Source organism: Staphylococcus sp. FSL W8-0774, from assembly GCF_038006785.1.
GTDB lineage: Bacteria > Bacillota > Bacilli > Staphylococcales > Staphylococcaceae > Staphylococcus > Staphylococcus pasteuri.
Window position 1 is genome coordinate 1958714 of the sequence record NZ_JBBOVW010000001.1, and the last position, 20742, is coordinate 1979455.

A 20742-nucleotide genomic window follows, 5' to 3' on the forward strand; every position below is an offset into this window, starting at 1 on the left:
CTCCTTATAAGTATCTATCTTGCCAATAAACAGTAGTGTCAAAAGTTTTTTCTGGATAAATAATACATTCATTATAACCACTATTGATATTAAAGAAATCACTACCAAACGTTTTTAAATCAAGTGACGGATCTTCATTAATTGTTACTGTTTTGTCTTGCATATTGATGTTTATCACATCGCCTTTTTTAATAATCATGTCACGTGCTTTAGGTGGTTTAGGTAACTTTTCATGAGTGTAGCTACCTAAAATGTAAGTTGGCATGTGGTAGTTCGTACCATTCTTTGCAGTATATACACTAACTGCTGCAATAGGACGTTGGTAGAACTTGCCACTGTCTTCCCATTGTTTCTCATGCACATCAACCGGAATGACACGTTTAGGATACTCAACTTCTTTATATTTCCAAGTTTTAATTTTAAATGTTGTACCTGAACGTTCTAAACGGATATACAATACTAAATCATCCCACTTATAGAACATAGGTAAATTACCATATTCATAAATCTTCTTTTGTTGTCCTAATTGGTCGAATAATGTAATTACAATGCTACCAATTGCTTGACTAGAACGAGTATTCCGATAGCCAATGCTTGCGATTAAGCGATTATCTGTATCGTATAAATACTGCGCACAATGTGTTGAACCTTTTTTCTTTTGATTCACATGCAATTTAATGGTAGAAACAAAATCTTGTGCCGATTTACCGAAACTGTGTTTATATTCTGCACCGTTCCAACCTGATGTGGCAGTGATTGTATCTTGTTTCAATACAAATGAATCTTTAGAACTTGCAAGCTCCATACCTCCACCCGTTGTGCCTCCTGTATATCCATCTATATTTGTACCTGCTGTTTGTTTTGTCCAACCTTTAAAATTACGCATTTCATTATCCCAAAGCGTTGGCGTGTAATCTTCGACTGGTTTATCCAAGTCATCATCACCAATCATGAAGTAATCTTCATCATTTTTAGTGATCATATAGTAACTTGCATTTTGTAATGCAGTTGCTTGCACGATAACTGGGCTATCTGCAGTGCCTGTACTAACCACACTGACTTGGTCTGATATAGCAGTATTTTTCGTACCTTCTACTGCATATTTGTATGGGTCTGCTAAGACAACAGAAATGGTAAAAGAATAAAATCCATATTTGTCTTTTTTTAATTCTATAGGGCCTTCAAAATATGCATTCCAGTACCAATCTTGTGAAGTAAATTGCAGTGGAACTGATTCTTCATAATTAAAAAATCGAACTAATTCATTTAACACATCATCATGTGTTTTAACCCCACCATGAGATAAATAGTCATTATGAACGATTAAAGGCAAATCAAATTTAATTTCTTTTAAGTTTCTATTCTTAACAATACTTCCTGGACGACCTGCAACTTCTTCGGTTTCTAATGCAAAATTAAAAGAGGGTATCTTAAACCCTCTTTCAACTATTAACCATGGAAGTTTTTTGTTATTTACTTTGATTGTATCAAGCATTATCTAACCTCCCCTGGTTTAAATCTTGATTTTCTTTGTTTCTGTCTATTGTATTTATCAATAGAGCTGAATACTTGTTGTTCATGAGTAAACTGGTCAATCGTAGGCTCAAAATCCTTATCTGCAATAGTTTGATTGCTAGTAACTAACTGTGTAAGTAATGCTATTTGTTCTTGCTGTTGTGCAACCATTTGCATAAGTATAGAGCTATCATCACTACTACTATTAATATTAGGTAGTTGGTTAGGACGTTTATTACTACTTGTGTTAGAACGACCTCTTTGAATATCTTGAGCGGCTAAAGCCAACATCTTCATTGCGTCTCCACGTCGTGATGGGTCTGTTGGAATTATCCATTCAGGATAGCCACCTTCTGCGATGTTATACCAACCTGCATTTTTGATTAATCCGCCTGTAGCAAATCTACGATGTCCACTAGGACCCCAACCTGAACGTCCGTAAGGTAAATCTCTACGCCAATTTGAGTTATTGAAGAATGCTAATAATTGATCGTAACCATTTTTGATATTTTTATGACCTCTTACTGCATAACTTCTGAATGTACTAGGCACATACTGAAGTAACCCTTGTGCAGGCGTACCACGCAAGTTGTTTATATCTCCGATGTTACCTTGTGTAACCCCTGCATTACCGTTTGACTCACGTTGAATTTGAGCGATGATACCATTCAATTCTCTTCCTGAAAGGTTTACTTTCATGCGTTTAGCGGCACGTCGAATATCACCTCTCCATTTGGAAGCAGCCTTATTTTGACCTCCACCGCCGCCCCCATTATGTTTTTCAACCAACTTGTAGGGTCTTTTGCTACTCCACCCCATTGCATTTCATAGTGTAAATGAAGTCCAGTAGAGCTACCTGCACCTTGTCCGTCTTCACCAGGGTCACCACCAGAAATACCTAAGAATGTTCCTGGATGTACTTTTTTACTACCTGTAAATGCTAGTTTGTGCAAGTGACCATAGATAGACTTAACATTACCATTGGTTACTTCCATATGATTACCAAAACCACCACTCCAACCTTTGAAGGCTCGAGCAGTACCTGACATCGTCGAATAAACTTTGTCGTGTTTATAGTTAATATCTAAACCGTGATGCGGTCGAGGGAATGGATAACCTGCTCTTGCAGCTTCAGCAGCAGTTCTTGCAAATCCAAAGTTGATACCTTTGGATAAGTCAATGTAACCACCGTCGCCCCCACCACTATCTTCTAGCCATTCTCCAATTTTTTTAGTAGCAGCTTCTTTAAGTTTTTTAAACATACCAGTCATCATATTGTATGGTAGTTCGGCGGCCTTACTTATACCGAAACTATCCTTACTAATACCAAAACCTTGAAGGACTTTATTAAGTAATTTCCCTGGATGTTCAATGTAGTCCAACACATCACCAACAGATTTTTTAAGCCAATCTTTACCTTTACCTGCAGTTTCTAGTGTTTTATCTACAATAGCTTTCCCGCTTTTAACAACCTTACCTGTGATCGCACTGGCTTGTTTACCAACGTTTCCTGCAGTTTTTTTAGCATTTCCTATAACATCGCCGACAACACTATCGCCGTGTTTATGTTTTTTAGGTTTCTTACCTCCACCAAGCAAATTAAAACCAGTACCACCTGCAAATCTAGGTAATGATCCTTTAGAAAATTGAGGATTACTATTTAAAATACTATGTGTTTGAGCACCATTTAAAACTGATGATCCTTTAGGTAAGAAAGCTGTTGTATCTCTATTAGGTGTGATAGCAGTTTTTCCATTAGGGTAACGAATCATTTCATGTCTGAAACCACCTGGACCATTTCCTCGACCTTTATCTCCAACTGTAGCAAATGTATCACGATTAATTTTTCCATTAGTTACAACATTTTGAGTATGAGTAGATTCAGTACCAGTGTGTAATTTAATGTATGGCAATTTATCCATACTTAATTTACCGGCTACCCAGTTAACACCTTTGATTAATTTGTTTAATCCGCCTTTAACTCCACTAACCATGCCACCAATATGACCTTTGATTCTACCAATCAATGTTTTTAATCCACTGGCCATATTTCTAAATGTATTTCTAACACTGCTCCATAAACTTTTTGCAAGACCAGTTACAGAATTTTTTATACCTTTCCATTTAGAAATGGTATCACTTTTTACTCTACCGAATATGCTACTTGTACCGCTTTTTAAACGGTTCCATGTATTTTTAACGCCACTCCAAAGGTTTTTAGCGTAATTTATTACAGAATTTTTGATATTTTTCCAAGTTTTAGTAAGCCAACCACGTAATTTACCAAATACCGTTTTAGTATTGTTCCATAAATTATTATAGTATCTTTTTACACCGTTAAATAAACCTTTTGCAAAATTAACAACTTTATTTTTTATATAACCCCATACTTTAACAGAAAAGTTTTTTATATTATTAAATACACGCTTTACAAAGTTCCATGTACCAGTAAAAGCACGTTTTACACCATTATAAAGGCCTTTTGCTAAAGCAATAACCTTATTCTTAATATAAGTCCATACTTTGATTGTAAAATTACGGATAGCACCAAATATCTTTTTAATTGTTCCCCAAAGATTATTAAACGCACGTTTTACACCAGTACTTAAAGCTTTGGCTAAAGCAATGACTTTGTTTTTGATGTAGTTCCAAACCGAAACAATCCAACCGCGTAAAGTGGTAATAATTTTACGTACTCCGTTAGATAAACCTCGTATAGCTCCAACAACACCGTTTTTAATTGCATTCCAAACGCGAATAGAAACTGCTTTAATGAAATTCCAAGCACTAACGATAAAAGATCTTAATCCACCTATTACACGCTTACCAATAGCAATCATTAATCGTATTATACCAACTATTGCATTTTTGATTCCGTTCCAAATTACTATACTGACAGTTTTAATACCATTCCATATAGCTACAAATGAGTTGCGCAATCCACCCATGAGTGCTTTAGCTACGTTAACAGAAATTCGAACTGAACTAATAATTACATTTTTAATTACATTCCAAACAGTGCGTACTGCGTTGATGAATAACAGACCTATTGTTCTTAAGAATATAAGTAGATTGCCAAATGTCATTCGAACTAATCCACCAATTGCCATTAATGCGCCACTGAATATTTGTTTAATACCTTGCCACATTAAACCAAAATCGCCAGTGAAAATACCTTTGAACAGTTTAATGACACCACTAATAGCAGTTAAGCTACCTTGTACAATCATTCTAATACCAGTAAACACATTGATAACAATGGCTTTGATGCCACCGAACACAATACTGAACGCGCTTCTAATACCATTAAGTATAGGTTTGATAACCACATTGAATAATGTGCTCAATACTAAACCTACTGCACTTTTAACTGCGTTAAATGCATTTATAATTGTCGAACCATTCTCTTGCCAAAAAGCTCTGAAGAACGAACCAATAGCTACTGCAGTAGAACGAACAAATGAAATAAATTGTGTGTACGCACCTCGCAACATCACGAGAGTAGACGTAAATTGTCTTGCCGCTTCTTCAGGTAGTATTTTTTTAAGAATGTTAAAGCCACCTGCAGTGTCGCCACTAAAGACTGATTTAATAGCACTACCGAACTGTTTAATGACATTCCATAAAGCGATAAAGCCATTCTTTACAGGTGTGATGACAGCGTTAACTATGTTTCTAAAGGTCTCAGATTTCTTGTAAGCTACATAAAACGCCGCTCCAACGGCTGCAATAGCCCCTGCAATTAATGCATAAGGTCCTAATGACGCCCATGCAGCAACTGCTTGAGCTCTTAATAAACCAATCATTGTTCTTATTGGTCCTAAAGCTTTAGATATGCCATTTCTGAAGCCTGCCATGATACCTTCGCCTGCACCTAGTTCATTCAGTAATGTCATAGCTCCTGCTATTCCTGTAATTCCATTAGCAACCGCACCAGTCATTATAAGCAACGGTCCTATTGCTGCAACCAATCCCGCAAAAACTGTGATAACTTGTATCACAGGTCCAGGTAATTTAGTAATGGCACCAATTATACCAGTCAATACATGTATCAAACCTGTTAAAGGTCCGCCATTACTTTGAGTGATCTTAATTGCTAATGATTCAAACGCACCACCAAGTTGTTCAACGGCACCTTTAAGTGTATTGTTCATCTTGTCTGCTGCTTCTTTACTTGCACCGTCTGAATTCTTAAGTGATTTACTATACTTTCCTATTTTATCAGGACCTGCATCAATCATTGCTAAGAAACCACTAGCCGATTCAGTACCAACAATTTGAGACACTGCTGCAAGTTTTTGTTCTTTCGTCATACCTTGCAATCCTTTTTGGAATTGTCCTACTAAAGCAGGCATACCAACAAACTTACCTTTAGAATCTGTAAGGGAAATACCTAGTTCGTCCATTGCTTTTTGTGACGCTTTGGTAGGTTTAGCTAATCGAATTAATGAAGCTCGTAATGTTGTACCTGCTTGCTCACCTTTTAAACCTGCATTGCTCATTGCCATAATAGCACTAGATGTATCTTCAAGACTCATACCTAATGAATGAGCAGGAGTTCCTGCATATTTCAATGCTTCTCCCATGTAGCTTACATCTGCGGCAGATTTATTCGCACTCATAGCTAATACATCGGCGATATGACCCGATTTAGACGCTTCTAAACCAAATGAGTTCATTGTAGACGCCATAATAGTTGCAGTAGTAGACATGTCTGCACCACTTGCTGCTGCTGCATCAATAACACCTGGAATCGCAGACATTGTTTGTTTAGCCTTAAAGCCCAATGCTGATAATTCTTTCATACCATTACCAACTTCAGACGCACTAAATACAGACTTAGCACCTAAGTCAATAGCTTGATCAGTCATTGCTTTTAATTGACCCTTACTTGCTCCTGCAATAGCACCAACCTTAGCCATTTGAGATTCAAAGTCCATGCCTTTTTTAATTGCAGCACCAAATCCTGCAACCACTGGTAAAGAAATATACATTGACATATTAGAGCCTATATTTCTCATAGCCATTCCTGCACTGTTAATTGAATCTCTATATTTGTTGACACTTTGTATTGATCTACCAAAACCACTTGCACTTAAAGCCTGTGCATTACGTTGCTTTTGCGATAACTCATTATAAGCTTGTCCTGTTTGACGTATCTCAGATTCAAGTTCATTCATTTTCACTTTTTGTTGGACAATTGCACTTGCAAGTTCACGTGCCTCTTGACTGTTTTTACCTTGAGCATTTGCTACAAAATTGTATTGAGCGGTTAATTCTCTTAAAACTGTCTTTTGTTGTGTCATGTTGTTCTTTAACGTAATCAAATGATTTTTATAACTATTTACACTTTCTCCTGCTTTAGAAAAATTACTTCTAGATAAAGTTAAAGTGTTATTCAAATCTGTCATTTTATTACGAATTTGAGACATGGAAGAAATACCTTGTTGTTGTTCCATTTTCAAACGTCTATGAGCTTGAGTTGTACTATTTAATTCAACACCTAAGTTTTTAAGTTTAAGTCTCTCTTCACTTAATTGAACACCTAGCTCTTGAGCCTCTTTACTTGTTGCACCATACTGATGCTTAGCGTAATCATATTGTTTCGCTAAATTCTGAACAATGAGTTGTTGTTGTTTCATGCCATTATTTAGCGATTCAATTTTCGCTTTATAGGCACTTGCCGTTTGGCCTGACAACTTAAAATTATTAGCACTAATACGTAAAGATTGTGCTACTTGTGTAATCTTTTGTCTAATTTGAGTCATAGACATCGTTGCAGACTTTTGTTCCATTGCAAACCGTTGTGCTTGAGCTGAAGTTTGACGGTATTGTACCTCTAAAGTGTCTAAGGATTGCTTTTCTTGAAGTATCTTTTGTCTTAACTGTAAAGCCTCTTGGCTATTCACACCTTGTTGTCTTGCTACATTACGATATCTTGTTTCAAGCGTTTGGATTGTACGTTTATGCTTTTCTATTACGACATTTAAGCTGTTTAAATAGCTTTCGTAGCCTTTTGTAGACTTCTCTCCGCGTTCAAAAGCCATATTTGTAATATTTAATTGACGTCTCATCGTACCCAAAACATTATCTATCTTCTCCATAGAAAATACAGTTCGTTTTGTTGATTGACCGAACTGATTTAATTCTGTTTCTGTTTGATTTAACTGTCTTTGATACATATTTAAGGCTCTATTTTGACGACTATACTCCAATCTTAACTTTTCCGCTTCTACACTTGAACGTTGTTCTTCTGTAGACATTTTTTTCAATTGATTGGCAATGTCTTTCATACTGTTTTCAGTAACATCAATACCTTTTCTTAACTCTTTAGTTCTAGTATTTAAGTTACTCATTGAACGTTCAGTATTTTTAAAATCTGCATTAGATCTTGTCATCTCACTACTTAATGTTTTGAATTGAGCTTTGATTTGTTTGAGAGAACGCTCAACCCCAACATCTTTCATATTCATTAATATGGATAAACCTTTAATATCTGCCACTCATTGTCCCCCTTTCTTAAAATAGGATAAAAAAATAAAGCCCTAGCAATTATGCTAAGGCTAGAAATTTGCAAATATTGCATCTGCTTTAGCATCGGAAGTGACTTTATTAGTGTTACGTTCATCTAGTATTTGTAATACATAGTGATAAGGCATCTTTAACACTTTATTAACATCTTTTCCTTCCTTTACTAAATCTCTGACAACAATATCTAAATGATTTAACATACTTGAGTAAGTTAAATCATCTTCATCTAATTGGTTTAACTGATGCTCTGAATAAACTTTTTTGTTTCTTCGTCTTGTTGTCCATTTGCGATGAATTCAACTTGTCTTTGTAAAGCAGTTACTGCATCTGGTGCATGTAATCGAGCTTTTACGTCTTTTGCAGTGAATTGACCACCGTAAATTTTAACAACAACATCGATTAATTTATCTAATTGTTCTTTAAAACTCATTTCAACTTCTCCTGATTCCACACGTTCTAACTCTGCCATGATGTCTGTTGCTTCATAAAGCACATCCATTGGAATAAAGTGTGGTGTTAAGAAAGTCTCCATTTTAATTTCTTCAGCTTTTGGGTTTTCTACTAATTGAATGTAGTTACGTTTTAATTTAGCCATTTTATTTCTCTCCTTATTTGTTATCTAATCTTTCAAAAAATGGTGTTTCATGTCCTGCTTTTTCTAAACGCTTTTCAAAATCATTAATTTCTTTTACTGTTGCTTCTACTTCTTCATTTTGTTTGTATAATCTGTCCGTTCTTTTATCTTTACAATCAGATAAAACTTTAAATTTGGCCATTTAATCACTCCTCAAGAGTTTTATTTTTGTATACAAAAATAGGCGACCTTTGACAGTCGCCTTAAATCATTAATTATGCAGTTGGTGTTGATACTTCTGTTTTAGAATCATAAGCACCTAGTAATAAACGTTTGAAGAATTCTGACTCATCATCATCTTTAGACTTAGAATCAAAAATGATTTTACGTTTGTCGTCGCCGATACGATGCATTGCAGTACCTTCAACTTCTTCTTGAGAGAATTCCCATTTATCTTCTGCAGTTTGACCTTCCATTTTCGGTTCAGAGAACATAACTTTAGTTAAACCGACACGTTGGAATGAACCATCACGACGTTCACGTTTAAACCAAACAGCAACATAGTTACTTTGTTTACCTTTTAATTCTTCATAGATACCATTTTCGTCGTAAACTTCATTGAAGATAATTTCTCTAATTTCTTGTGGGAATGCATGCATAGTTAAGTTAATTGAAGCTTCACCATCAGTTGTACCTGATTCAATGATACCGCCGTCTGCATAAGCGTTAACGATTTCTCCACCAGATTCAACAGAAACTTCTTGTAAACCTCTTGTTTGAGTTACTTTTTCGTAAACCATATTATCTACTTCATCTGTAGTTAATACTGCGAACCCTAAATCCTTAATATTAATATATGAACGTGGCGTTTTTGCTTGTTTGACCATAATTAATTTTCCTCCTTATAAAAAATAGCCTCATATCGTCTCGTTGAACGATACAGGCTAAAGTCCTTATTATATTCATTGCCTAAGTTTGTTACTTGGCTAGCTTTTAATTCTTTCCATAATAAATCACTAATCAATTGCGATATTTCGTTTCTTCTTAGTCTTGCATTGTAATTATCAGAGTATTTGACAAACACATCGATTTGAACGATATAGCTATAAGCATATCTGTCTCCATCAATATACGTTTCAGGTATAGGGTCGTCAAAGTCATCTAACACAATATAGGGCTTTATGATGTCTTGTACATCAGGGTAATCATTAAACTTAATGTTATCTTTATCTACAAGTCGCATCAAAGCGTCATTACTAATTAGCTTTTCATATATAACATTTAGTATATCAATCATAACGCTTTTTCCACCTCTTCTTGAATGACTTTGTAAAAAGTGTTTCTTGCACTTCTGATAGCCTTATCTATCGCTCCCATACCTTTCGGCTTAATAAACTTGCCACTTTTATTGTGAAAACCTTTTTCGTTTAAATGAACAATAGCATATCTGTGTTTTTCACCTTCCCAATACAAGCGAATGGATCGTGTACCATTTTCCCACATTGGTTTAGATAGTTTTACTTCACCATACTCAGCACCTGTATCTCTAAAATAACGAATATTAGCTTTAACCGCTTCAAGTATCACTTTACCTGCTGCAATTAAAGCCTCATCGTATATCTTTCGCATTCTCGTCTTATTGAACTTTTTCTCAAGTTCTTTCATCACTACTTTTTCATCAAATTTTATACTCATGATGTTGTCACACCACCCAAAATCATTAAGAAATCTTCATTCTCAACATCGGGTTGTACTAATTTAATGTTTAAGTCTTGCGTAATGTAAGGCGATTCCACATTAATATAGTGCCTTTCTGATGGTATATATTGTCCATGAGTGTCTCTTATAAATACTTTTACGTCATGCTCTGTGCCATTAGCAATAGCATTTTGTAACTCTGTCATCTTCCATTGTGGGACGTATGCCCAACAACTGTATAAAATTTTCTTACGTTTAACGCCTGCCTCTGGACCTTTATTTGCTTGATACTCATAAAAATGAACTCTAGTATTTAACTTTTTAGTTGTTATGAATGGCTTCTTAAATGGTGTTCTCATGTGTACCACTTCCAGTCACATTATTCAAACCAAAGTTAATCAAATCATCTTGGTAATTATCATTGAAATACTCAAGCAAATCTTCATATGCATAACGTGATCTTGCAAAGACTAGGTCTTGGCCTTCTAAATTCTCATAGATGTTAAACTCACCAAATCTCGACACAAGATTACTGTATGACTTCTTCAAAAGATTTTTTAAATACTCGTCTTCTGTGTCATGTGAGATTTTGGTATAGTCTTTAAACTCATCTAACAAATCATCTGTGATGCGCTCCATTTACATCACCTCAATCCTTATGCAGTTGGCGTTTTACCGTCAGTTGTACCACCTGCTGCTGTTTGTGATTTAGGTCCAGTAGCGATATTTAAATCATAAACAGCAGAAGCTTTATTATCTGCTGGTTGACCATACGCAAATGTTTTAGCAGTGAATAATACTGCGTCTTCTAAAGCTAAAGTTTCATTAAATTTCTTAACTGTTAATCCGCCACCGCGAACTGCATCGTAACGATCAGTTACAAAAGCGACTAATTTTTTCTCAGGAACAAATTCAGACGCAACAACAGAAACATTATAAGGTAACACAGTGACAAAACCACCATTAGCAGTTAAGTATGTGTAACGTGCTTGAATATCCCATTCATCTTGAGGATTTACAACTAATGTTACTTTACCGTCAATTTTTAATTTCTTGCCTCTTGCGTCTACTGATAAGTTCTTCAATACATCTTTAAGTTCTAATACAGTTGTATCTGCATCAGCAAATGTTAAAGTACCTAACGATTGTTTATCAGTTACTGCACCATTATCTGAGTTAATATCTTTCATTAAACCAACAGGTTGTAATTTAGAGGCACCCCCACCATTGATAACTGCTGCTTCTAATGCTACTGAGATAGCTTCTTGAATTTGCGTACGTACGAAACGTTCAATCCAGTTAGGACCAAAGATTGATAAATCATCTGGTAATACTACAAAGCAAGTTAATTTGTATTGTGTGAAATCTTCTTCACGGAATGCAGCGTCTAATTGACCTTTAATTTCGCCAAAGATTTTACCCCATACCGCTTGACCTGCTGGGTCTGCTTTGATTACACGAGTTTTAATACCTGCATTTTGGAAATTAATTTTAGATAATAACGGATGTTCTTTTTGTAAATCATCAAACACACGTTCAACAACAGTCTCTGGTAAGATTTTGTCATCTGTATAGCCTACTTCATAATTAATTTCGTTAAAGAATTTACGTTCTTCAGAAGTTAATGGGTCTTGAGAACGTTTCGCTAAAATACCATTGTCAACAACACGGTTGTTAACTCTATCCTCGATTTCTTCTTGTAAGTCATTTGATAAAGCGTCAAACATAGCACCAAATGCTTTTGATTGTTCTTCATCACTTGCACCATTTTGCACTAAGTTAGCAAATTTTTGCTTGTGCTCATGATAATTTTTGAGCTTTTGCTCATTTTGTTTCATATCAGCCATATTTTTATTTCCTCCTTAATTTTGAACATTAAAAATAGCCTCCCGTTACTCACGAGAAGCTAGTTAAAATGTGAAACGATTGAATTTTTTATTTTGTGGTTGTTCTGGTGGCTTAGGTGGATTATCTTCATGTTCTTGTTTTGAATCATCCTTAACCACACTTTTAGCAACATCTTTTAACAAAGTAAAGATGTCATCTAACTTATCATTTACAACTTTTAAATCAATATCTTTTTCTTCAGGTTTCTTTTCTTCTTGTGGCGGTGTGTCTTGTTCTTGCGGTAAGTTGTCCGCGTTGTAATGTTTAAATTTATTTGGCATGTTCTTAAACTGCGCCTCCATTTCCGGTGAGATTTTTGCTGCTATAGGTGTTGCATTCTGAATTTCATCAATAAGTCCTAAGTTTTTACATTCTTCGGCGCTTAACCATGTTTCTTCGTCTAACATCTTTTGAAGAAGCGCATGATCAATATCAGGGTTTTTAGCAACATAGCTATTAAATACTGTACTATTAATTTTATCCAAATCATCGGCTTGTTTTCTTAAGTCATTTGCATTGCCCATCGCAATAGTCCATGCATTATGAATCATCATCATACTATTAGATGGCATAACAACTTTATCTGCTCCCATAGCAATAACTGTCGCTATACTTGCAGCTAAGCCTTGTACATTTGCCGTAATATGTGACTTATGGCTTTTAATCATATTGTAAATAGCTATTCCGCTAAATACTGAACCACCTGGAGAATTAATATTTAAAGTAATATTCTCTACATCTCCTAAGTCTTTTAAAGCTTGATTAAACGATGTGGCACTTGTTTCAATATCGTTCATACGTTCATCTACAATTTCGCCATACATATCTATGCTAGCTGATGTAGGTGACGTTTTTTTAACATTGAAAAAGCCTTTACTCTTGTCCACTTGCATTAGTCTCACCTCCTTTAAATGCATCTGCAGTTTGAAGGTTTTTCGTGATGATAAATTTATCTAATTCTGGGTCATCGGCAGGGTCTTCGCCCGTCATGATTCGTACTTGATTTCGAGTAAATGTACCAGATGAAACTAACTTATCAATAGATTCTGACATTTGTAGTGGGTCTCGCTTATCGATACCTACGACTTTAATATGTTTATCTTCATTTAAATATTCTTGTTCATAGAAAAATTTTGAATTTAATTCAGATTCGATTTTTCGTAATAAAGGATTAATACAAAACTTCAAATATGAATCAATTTGTTTTTCTAGGTCTGCCATTTCGCCAATGACTAACGATGGTGGTACGCCTATCATTCTTGCTATATCTGTAAGTATAGTGCGCTTTAATTCTTCTAGCTCTTTAAACTCTTGAGTACCTTGTGAAGCGCCTTTACTAGAATGTTCTTCATATTCTAGGCCTTTTGTTAATGGTGCTATAGCTATAGAGTTGTTTTTAAATGCCTCAAACATCATATCTATATAGCCTTGTAGTTTTGCTCTTCCATCTTCAGCCTTAAATTGAGTGGTATCTATGTTTAAGACGCCTCTAACTTGATTATTCATCAGTTGCAAGTCAATCATGCGACCAAATATCTCGCCATAATCCTCAAATAAGCCTATCGAAAAGTCCTCAAGTTTTTGATTACTATAAGTTAAATAAATAACATCATCCATTGAAAAGAAACGTTTAAATTCAAAGTTGTTAACCATAACATTTATGAATTTGTGAGGGTATAGCCCCATATCATCATCTTTTACAAAATCATCAGCAACAAAAAAGTACCCGTCATCATTTTTTACGACAAGTACCTCATTATCTATGATTAATTTGTAAATAAACTTTTGCCAAAAATCGACTGCATTTTGATTTTTGTTCGGTTGTACATTTAATTTATAATGCAAGTCGTCTTTTTCTCGCTTATTACCTGTCATTACACGAAACTCACTTTGAGATATAGTTCTTGCAACCATTTCAATAACCGTATTTAAAGCAATTTGTTTTAAATAAGCTTTTTTACTTTTATCTTGAAGAAACTCAAGATCATACATCCACGACAATTCAGAATGCCGTTTAAATACAGTATCAAATAATCCCATTTAATTTGGACCTCCCTTCTTTAGAACCTTAAACCACGTAACAAGTCTATCTCATCATCTAAGTTAGAATCTTTTAACTCATCTGCTCTATATAACGCATGTATAAGCGCTTGAAAACCATCAGTTTTACGTCGGATAGGCTCTTTCTTTTCATACTCTTTGTTGCCGTCTTTACGAATCTTAACGGCAACATTCTGTGTATACCAACGCATGAGAGGATTATCTCCAAATATTAAATGACGTTGTGCAAACATGTCCTCAACACGTGGTGCTAACAACGACTGAATCGCTCTAGTATTTTTAATTACTTCATATTCAATACCTGCATCTTCAAATAAGGGTCTTAATAAATCCATTCTGAAGTTATCAGCTATTACTTTTTTTAGCCCATAGTTTCTTTGTGCTTCACTAAACCAATCAATAATATGTTTAGGGCTTATTGTTGGCTCATCTACAATTGTTAATAAGCCTCTTTCTTCCCATTCTTTAATAGGTGGCTTTAACTTATAAGTATCTAAAAATTCTTTTCTTGCAAATGAGTGAGTCTTCCAAATGTAATCTTCGCCTGAACGGAACAATAATCCAACTGCTGCAAAGTCTTTTAAACTTGCATAGTCTAAACCACCGATACATTCATTATTTTCTAAGGGCGGTATAGGTCGATTAGTCGCCATGATGTCGTCCCAAGGTGCTACAACACTTTGTGAATCAGTTTCAGGCATATTCATACGCTTTGTCATAAACTCTGGTCTATTAGATGGATTAAACTTAAGTCCTAAATACTGTTGATGTACTTCTTTGAAAAGTTGTTTACCGTAATCACTTGTAGGCTCTTCGAACATGGGATTCGCTTTTTCCCATTTTTCAGGTTGATCAAGTTCATCCTTATCATCAATCTTACAAATGAATGGGAATAATCTATCTTCAGGGCTAATACCTTTCAATACATTATCTGCACGTTCTTTCAATCTATCTAAAAAGCCTTCTCGAACATATCCATCTGTACCGATATAGAACGTTCTAGGATGCGCAACCTTACCTAAACCACTTCGTTTAATATTGATAACAGAATCTTTCTCATACCCATGAATCTCATCAAAGAAAATGCAACCCTCACGTGCACCGTCTTTTGTTTTTTCATTAGAAGTATCAAAAAGAAATTGCGATTTAGTTGATAGCCCTTCTACATAGACCTTACTTAAGTAAAAAGGGTTATTAGGTCTTTCAGCAGTTACATATAAATCATTGCCCTCAATCATTTCATATATTTCTCTAAAGCTAACCTGTGCTTGCTTTTCACTATTAGCAACCACTGACATATTGTATTTAGGTATGCCATGTAAAGGTGTCATAAAAAAAGCACCTAATGTGCTAATATAACCATTTTTACCTCCACCACGTGCCATTGAAATAAAGAACTCAGAGAAGTAAGGTGTCATTGTATCTTCTTCATACAAAAATACAAAACATGATATAAATTTTTGAAAATCTTGTAGTGGGAAAAACCATTTTTCACTAAACTTGATGTAGTCTTCAATTCGTTGTGTGTCAAAGTAAAGATCGTCACGTTGCAAAATGTTATCTTCTAAAAAAGATATTAACTTATGACGTTCTTTATTAAATAAAGCTTTACCTAATTTACCTTTTTCTATATAGTCTGTAACGTATTTAGGTATCTTCATGTTAAATCAGGTCCTTTCGCAGCTTCTTCTAATCGTTTTTGCTCTGCCTTCTTATCTAATTGGAATGATTTTTCCAATGCAAGTAATGAGCCACTGACTTTATTCTTCTCTGCAATAGCAGGGTTAGCCTTAACAAATTCTTGACTTGCGTTTTTAACAATTGTAATTGGACCTGACTGTTCAATATATACATCTAATGCATAGAAAAGTTTTAATAAGTTGATATAACGTTCTACTTTTTCGACTTCAACATTATTATTGGTGTCAATTTGTGACATTAGAAAGTCTTCTGAGTTATTTATCTTTTTAATTTGATTAGGTGTTAACTTATCTTTTAAATATTCGTCATTTTTCATTTGCCCTCCCCCTTTCATATTTATTTGAATTAGATAATATTTTTAATTGTCAATCCCCTAATGTATCTATTAAAGCTTTAAACTCGGATAATTGACCCAAGCGCCGGTTTCCGACAAATCCTTTAGGTATGGGATTCTTGAAACCGGGGGGGGGATTTTACAATTTTATTTGTATTGTATAATTTAATTATATAAATGTTTTTACCATTGTTCGTCATTAAATTTTATTTCTTTTCTGTTTGGATTAAATTCAAATCTACCATGTTTTTTATTATGATGATATTTGCATAAGGTTTGTAAGTTATCTAATTCATAAGCAAGTTCTGGATGAGTTTCTAATTCAAGAATATGGTCAACTTCTAATGACTGATGTTGATTGATTGTTAGCTTACCTTTTTCTTTACATCTCACGCATTCATAATGATCTCGTGCCAATACTTGCTGTCTTGTCTTTCTCCATTTGGCTCTCATGTAGAACTTACGGTTATTGTTCCTTATATCTATATACTCACTAAACTTGCTCACTATAATCACCTTGTGCATAACAAAAGACACACCATTATGTGATGTGCCTCTTATATTCTTATCGTATGACTATATTATAATGTTATTAATATAACTAATGCACATAACCTTCGATGTCTTCTATCTCTTCTATCTCTTCTATCTCTTCGATGTCTTCTCATCATAGTGTCCACGTTGTGCATCCATATACACACTGACTATCTCATTGATACATGCATAGAACTTAGAGTCACTATTAATCTCCATTAAGTCCTTAATAGTCTTATGCTTAACTCCTAGCTTTAGCATCTGTAATATGTGATAGTTCTTTTCATCTGTGATGTAGTCCTCATACTTATCTATGAACTCCATCTTCTGTAGTATCTTAATGTTACGTCGATACTCTCTATTCCTATCTAACACTTTGACTAATACCTTATCACCTGTACCACCTTTAGCTTTAGGCATTACTGCTTCTATACCATACTGTGCAGTAGATGTACTATCTGCATCATATACCTGTGCTTCAATAATATTACGCATCCACTTATAATTGTCTATCATGTTTCTTACTTCGTCACGTGTATACATCTACTACCTCCGTTACCTACATTTAGTACCAGGTACTAATAATAGTATAAATTATAAAGGTACTAGAGTAAATTAGTACCTTTACCTTAAATATATATATAATTAATTTTAAACTCTTTGCATTCTTCCATAGCAATCCTTTTTCAGTTTGACAAAAGAATTGTTATCCATTTGACTTTGTACATACTCTGAACGCCCATGTAATTGTCTTACTTTATATAGCCATGGTTTCTTTAGAGTATTTCGTGTGTCGTTACTTTTATCATTTTTATTAGCAATTTCTAAATTTTTTAAAGATTTATACTCAGCATATTGAGTACGGCTCATACCTTTAGGTACGTTAAACACTTCTTCTTCAGTCCAATTATCCCTTATTCTGTTACTAACAATACCATGATCTAAAGCATTATCTTGCATCTTTTGTAGTTCCAAGTTAGTTAGCTCTCTTTTTTCATTTTTAACTTTAATGGTAGTCTTTAACATTTAAAACATCTCCAGATTGTTTGTATAGTGTTTTTCATTTTATATCAAATCATGGTATTGAGCTACCCTACTTTTTAAAAAATTATTAATTTTTATTAAACTTGTTAGCTACCTTTTCCATTTCCTCTTGTAACTCTCTAATCCCTTCTTCACCATTATCTTTAACAAAACGAGTAAATAAGTATACGTTAGTGTATCTCAAACCGTTGTTTTCATTACGTAACATACCATTATTTCCAACAAGGAATAATATAATAACTGCAAGTATGATTGATATGATTATCCACATTAGTTACTCACCTCAGCGTTTAAATGGATATGATCATGTTGGTTAAAGTCTTGTGGTGGTTTATCAACTTCATCTTCTCTATATCTGTAGTGTTCAATTACTGCATTAGTAACGTACTTACCTAGCTCATACATTGCTAATGTGAATAGTAATTTTAAAATATGTTTAATCATTGTCTGCCTCCTCATATTTTTTCAACGCCTCTTCCTTACTCTCTGCCTCAACCACCGTAAATGTTTGATTATCTCTCGACTGTGTAACGTGGTTGTGTTTGCGTCCTGTTGAATCTGTGAATGTTGTGATTAGGTATTGTGTCATTAATGTTCAACCACTGGATAATGAACGTCTTTAATTTTTAATGAGCAAACACTGTAATAAAAGTCACCATTACCTGCATCCGCATAACATTCACCTTGTGCAATCGGATTTTGATTATGATACAGAACCACAGTAGCAAGACTTTCACTTTCTTCATATGGATAATCCTCAATTTGAGGACGTGTAATTTCGTCTTCTATTTTCACGTTAGTAATAACTGCGTCTAGCTTTACATTCGTCCATGTTCCCCCAGCGTGTGCACAGCAGTCTTGTTCACTTTCAACTATTTCAATTACTGTTCCATCATCTAGCGTTAATGTTTCATCGGTCCAAGCAGTTACTTTTTTATATAATATTTGTTCTTTTATTTCTTAAAAGCTTTTGTAATTAATACCATACATTCCCACTCACTCCTTAAAATGTTTATCTAATTCTTTATTAACATGGGATATTACTCTTGATTGATTCATTTCTTTACGTTGTTCTTCCATTCTCTTATAAGCCATAGCTTCAAATTCACGGCGTTCTTTATTTACTTTATCTCTGAATTCTTCATACTCTTTTTTATTTTTGTTATATAACGCTAGAGCTACAATAATTGTTAATACATACAACACAGCGAATACACCTATCGCTAATAAACCTAATAAGAATAAGTCGTTCACTTCCCCAACACCTCCCGAATTTTAGTCAGAATATCTTTATCTTTCGATGTCTTCTGATTTGATGAAGCTCCCGTCTTTTGACATGACTCCTGTTCTGTCTTTAATCTCTCCATAAGCTTGTTCTAAACACTCCCGTAACGTCATATTATTTTGTTGGGCCAAAATCACTAAAGTAACAACAACGTCTCCTATACCGTCTCTGAGAGCGTCTGTGTTGTCTCTGCATAGTGCAGCAGCAACCTCACCCATTTCTTCGCTTGATTTAGCATACTGTGTAAAGCTATTACCTTTATCAAGTCCTTTATCGATACTCCACTCTTCTACTGCTTTTACTAATTGATCTAATTGATTAGTCATTATCGTTGTCCTCCGAATTGATTATTTTGATTCATTCCATTTCGAATTAGGTTTAATTAATTGATTAATGTGCAGATCATCATTCAACGAACGTATCTCATCACCTGTATCATAAAAGACATTGGCTAAATATCTGCCGAAAGCATCATCTTTATACGTCTGAACATATATTTTCTTATTCTCTACACATTGCTTAGTAAAGTTAGTAGCTTTACTATAATTTTCTTGACCTCTCTCTGGCGTATCAACATTGAGTAACCTGACACGCCTTTTAGCAAATGTTTCAAACCCTAAATCTAAATCAATGTCTAACGTGTCCCCGTCAACAACATTGGTACATGTTGCTTTAAATGTGTATAGTTGTTTTTTGATGTTCATCTCATACACTCCCTATTACTTTTAATGTGTTCTTCTAATACTTTCATCGTGACTTTACTTCCAGCCACCTTAACCACAAAACCTTTTACGCCTTTTTTACGCAATTCACTTTGTATCTGAGTTGGTGTCTTGCCTGCTGTATCGTATTTATAACGTTGGTTGATCGTTGATGAGAGTTCTAATGTGTTAGTTGTCATTGTGCTGCCTCTTTGTAATCAGTTACCCACATGAACATTAATCCATCTTCAACGTGGTTTCTATTACATTTCCTTGATACATTCGTTCTATCTAAATTCATATGCTTACTAGCCTCTCTAGTGCTTGAATACTCTTCAACAATGTTGTTATTAGAATCGATTAGATATACCGCTTTAGAACAACCTTTATTTATTCTGTACAATCTATATTTCTTGAATGACGTTGCAAATAAATTATCTGCGGTGATGTCGTTGTAAATTCTATTTTTAGGATACGCGTGCATACCATTCTGAATACCTGCAATAAAAGTTTTAAATACTATGTCGCTAGCTCGATGATGTTTATTTTTGTAAATGATGTTCAATGAACCTTTGTTGTTATTAGCAAATTTAAATTGTCCGTCTAATGTCTTAAATCTACCTAGATTACTTACATACAATTGATAATGTTCATTGAACTTCCAAACTTCATCACTTACTTTTATAAGCTCATTGATTTCTTGTTTCTTTTTTATACGTGGTAGTTTGTCTGTAAAGAAACAATTTAGTTTATAGTTAAACTGACCTTTGTGTTTCTGTTGGTATATTGTCATTTCTGGAATACCAGTAATATAACTTAAATGCTTAACAGTTGTTTTAGTGATAGTATGTGCAAATGGTTCATACATATAGATCAT

28 protein-coding genes are annotated in these 20742 nt (G+C 34.4%); all 28 read right to left on the minus strand.

Annotated elements, in window-relative coordinates; translation table 11 throughout:
- Window positions 1–4: 4 nt before the first annotated feature.
- Window positions 5–1495, minus strand: a complete 1491-nt coding sequence (locus NSQ15_RS09570) for a phage distal tail protein (protein WP_017636887.1) — start codon at window positions 1493–1495, stop codon at window positions 5–7.
- Window positions 1495–2304: a lytic transglycosylase domain-containing protein gene (locus NSQ15_RS09575; protein WP_340747125.1), complete on the minus strand. Its 810-nt coding sequence runs from the start codon at window positions 2302–2304 to the stop codon at window positions 1495–1497. The genes NSQ15_RS09570 and NSQ15_RS09575 overlap by 1 nt, the downstream gene beginning before the upstream one ends.
- Window positions 2211–8018 (minus strand): phage tail tape measure protein, encoded by a 5808-nt coding sequence (locus tag NSQ15_RS09580; RefSeq protein WP_340747126.1) that lies wholly within the window; start codon window positions 8016–8018, stop codon window positions 2211–2213. The genes NSQ15_RS09575 and NSQ15_RS09580 overlap by 94 nt, the downstream gene beginning before the upstream one ends.
- 60 nt (window positions 8019–8078) lie before the next feature.
- The gene (gpGT, locus tag NSQ15_RS09585) at window positions 8079–8246 is read right to left on the minus strand and encodes a phage tail assembly chaperone GT (RefSeq protein ID WP_017636889.1); all 168 of its coding nucleotides are present in this window, start codon (window positions 8244–8246) and stop codon (window positions 8079–8081) included.
- A 35-nt stretch (window positions 8247–8281) separates the two neighbouring features.
- Entirely contained in the window at window positions 8282–8641 is a 360-nt protein-coding gene (gpG, locus tag NSQ15_RS09590; RefSeq protein ID WP_017636890.1) for a phage tail assembly chaperone G, read from the minus strand.
- A gap of 13 nt (window positions 8642–8654) precedes the next feature.
- Window positions 8655–8822, minus strand: coding sequence for a hypothetical protein (locus NSQ15_RS09595; RefSeq protein WP_017636891.1), 168 nt, complete (start codon window positions 8820–8822; stop codon window positions 8655–8657).
- A 73-nt stretch (window positions 8823–8895) separates the two neighbouring features.
- A complete protein-coding gene (locus NSQ15_RS09600; protein WP_051009442.1) occupies window positions 8896–9510 on the minus strand; it encodes a major tail protein in 615 nt (204 codons plus the stop codon).
- Complete coding sequence (locus NSQ15_RS09605) at window positions 9510–9917, minus strand: hypothetical protein (protein ID WP_017636893.1); 408 nt, start codon at window positions 9915–9917, stop codon at window positions 9510–9512. The genes NSQ15_RS09600 and NSQ15_RS09605 overlap by 1 nt, the downstream gene beginning before the upstream one ends.
- The gene (locus tag NSQ15_RS09610; RefSeq protein WP_017636894.1) at window positions 9914–10315 is read right to left on the minus strand and encodes a hypothetical protein; all 402 of its coding nucleotides are present in this window, start codon (window positions 10313–10315) and stop codon (window positions 9914–9916) included. Before NSQ15_RS09610 ends, NSQ15_RS09605 begins: the two co-directional genes overlap by 4 nt.
- Complete coding sequence (locus NSQ15_RS09615) at window positions 10312–10677, minus strand: hypothetical protein (protein ID WP_017636895.1); 366 nt, start codon at window positions 10675–10677, stop codon at window positions 10312–10314. The genes NSQ15_RS09610 and NSQ15_RS09615 overlap by 4 nt, the downstream gene beginning before the upstream one ends.
- Window positions 10661–10957, minus strand: a complete 297-nt coding sequence (locus NSQ15_RS09620) for a hypothetical protein (RefSeq protein ID WP_017636896.1) — start codon at window positions 10955–10957, stop codon at window positions 10661–10663. The genes NSQ15_RS09615 and NSQ15_RS09620 overlap by 17 nt, the downstream gene beginning before the upstream one ends.
- A gap of 17 nt (window positions 10958–10974) precedes the next feature.
- Window positions 10975–12165, minus strand: coding sequence for a phage major capsid protein (locus NSQ15_RS09625; protein WP_017636897.1), 1191 nt, complete (start codon window positions 12163–12165; stop codon window positions 10975–10977).
- A gap of 63 nt (window positions 12166–12228) precedes the next feature.
- The gene (locus NSQ15_RS09630) at window positions 12229–13098 is read right to left on the minus strand and encodes a head maturation protease, ClpP-related (RefSeq protein WP_017636898.1); all 870 of its coding nucleotides are present in this window, start codon (window positions 13096–13098) and stop codon (window positions 12229–12231) included.
- Window positions 13079–14245, minus strand: coding sequence for a phage portal protein (locus NSQ15_RS09635; protein ID WP_070452448.1), 1167 nt, complete (start codon window positions 14243–14245; stop codon window positions 13079–13081). Before NSQ15_RS09635 ends, NSQ15_RS09630 begins: the two co-directional genes overlap by 20 nt.
- Window positions 14246–14265: 20 nt before the next feature.
- Window positions 14266–15927 (minus strand): terminase TerL endonuclease subunit, encoded by a 1662-nt coding sequence (locus NSQ15_RS09640; protein ID WP_017636899.1) that lies wholly within the window; start codon window positions 15925–15927, stop codon window positions 14266–14268.
- Window positions 15924–16283, minus strand: a complete 360-nt coding sequence (locus NSQ15_RS09645) for a hypothetical protein (protein ID WP_017636900.1) — start codon at window positions 16281–16283, stop codon at window positions 15924–15926. The genes NSQ15_RS09640 and NSQ15_RS09645 overlap by 4 nt, the downstream gene beginning before the upstream one ends.
- Window positions 16284–16484: 201 nt before the next feature.
- A complete protein-coding gene (locus tag NSQ15_RS09650; RefSeq protein WP_017636901.1) occupies window positions 16485–16808 on the minus strand; it encodes an HNH endonuclease in 324 nt (107 codons plus the stop codon).
- Between the two features lie 138 nt (window positions 16809–16946).
- A complete protein-coding gene (locus tag NSQ15_RS09655; protein ID WP_017636902.1) occupies window positions 16947–17378 on the minus strand; it encodes a hypothetical protein in 432 nt (143 codons plus the stop codon).
- Between the two features lie 108 nt (window positions 17379–17486).
- Complete coding sequence (locus NSQ15_RS09660; protein ID WP_017636903.1) at window positions 17487–17861, minus strand: SA1788 family PVL leukocidin-associated protein; 375 nt, start codon at window positions 17859–17861, stop codon at window positions 17487–17489.
- An 85-nt stretch (window positions 17862–17946) separates the two neighbouring features.
- A complete protein-coding gene (locus NSQ15_RS09665) occupies window positions 17947–18150 on the minus strand; it encodes a DUF1514 family protein (protein WP_017636904.1) in 204 nt (67 codons plus the stop codon).
- Window positions 18150–18323: a transcriptional activator RinB gene (gene rinB / locus NSQ15_RS09670; RefSeq protein WP_017636905.1), complete on the minus strand. Its 174-nt coding sequence runs from the start codon at window positions 18321–18323 to the stop codon at window positions 18150–18152. The genes NSQ15_RS09665 and rinB overlap by 1 nt, the downstream gene beginning before the upstream one ends.
- On the minus strand, window positions 18316–18468 hold the full coding sequence (locus NSQ15_RS09675) for a DUF1381 domain-containing protein (protein ID WP_017636906.1): 153 nt from the start codon (window positions 18466–18468) through the stop codon (window positions 18316–18318). Before NSQ15_RS09675 ends, rinB begins: the two co-directional genes overlap by 8 nt.
- Window positions 18468–18836, minus strand: a complete 369-nt coding sequence (locus tag NSQ15_RS12520; RefSeq protein WP_026083462.1) for a DUF7448 domain-containing protein — start codon at window positions 18834–18836, stop codon at window positions 18468–18470. The genes NSQ15_RS09675 and NSQ15_RS12520 overlap by 1 nt, the downstream gene beginning before the upstream one ends.
- Before the next feature lie 39 nt (window positions 18837–18875).
- A complete protein-coding gene (locus tag NSQ15_RS09685; protein ID WP_017636908.1) occupies window positions 18876–19133 on the minus strand; it encodes a hypothetical protein in 258 nt (85 codons plus the stop codon).
- A 36-nt stretch (window positions 19134–19169) separates the two neighbouring features.
- Window positions 19170–19490, minus strand: a complete 321-nt coding sequence (locus NSQ15_RS09690; RefSeq protein ID WP_017636909.1) for a MazG-like family protein — start codon at window positions 19488–19490, stop codon at window positions 19170–19172.
- A 21-nt stretch (window positions 19491–19511) separates the two neighbouring features.
- On the minus strand, window positions 19512–19868 hold the full coding sequence (locus NSQ15_RS09695; RefSeq protein ID WP_017636910.1) for a thermonuclease family protein: 357 nt from the start codon (window positions 19866–19868) through the stop codon (window positions 19512–19514).
- Window positions 19865–20065 (minus strand): hypothetical protein, encoded by a 201-nt coding sequence (locus NSQ15_RS09700; RefSeq protein ID WP_340747127.1) that lies wholly within the window; start codon window positions 20063–20065, stop codon window positions 19865–19867. Before NSQ15_RS09700 ends, NSQ15_RS09695 begins: the two co-directional genes overlap by 4 nt.
- Window positions 20062–20742 carry a hypothetical protein gene (locus NSQ15_RS09705; RefSeq protein WP_029056515.1) on the minus strand — a complete coding sequence of 227 codons (681 nt, stop codon included), beginning with the start codon at window positions 20740–20742 and terminating at the stop codon, window positions 20062–20064. The genes NSQ15_RS09700 and NSQ15_RS09705 overlap by 4 nt, the downstream gene beginning before the upstream one ends.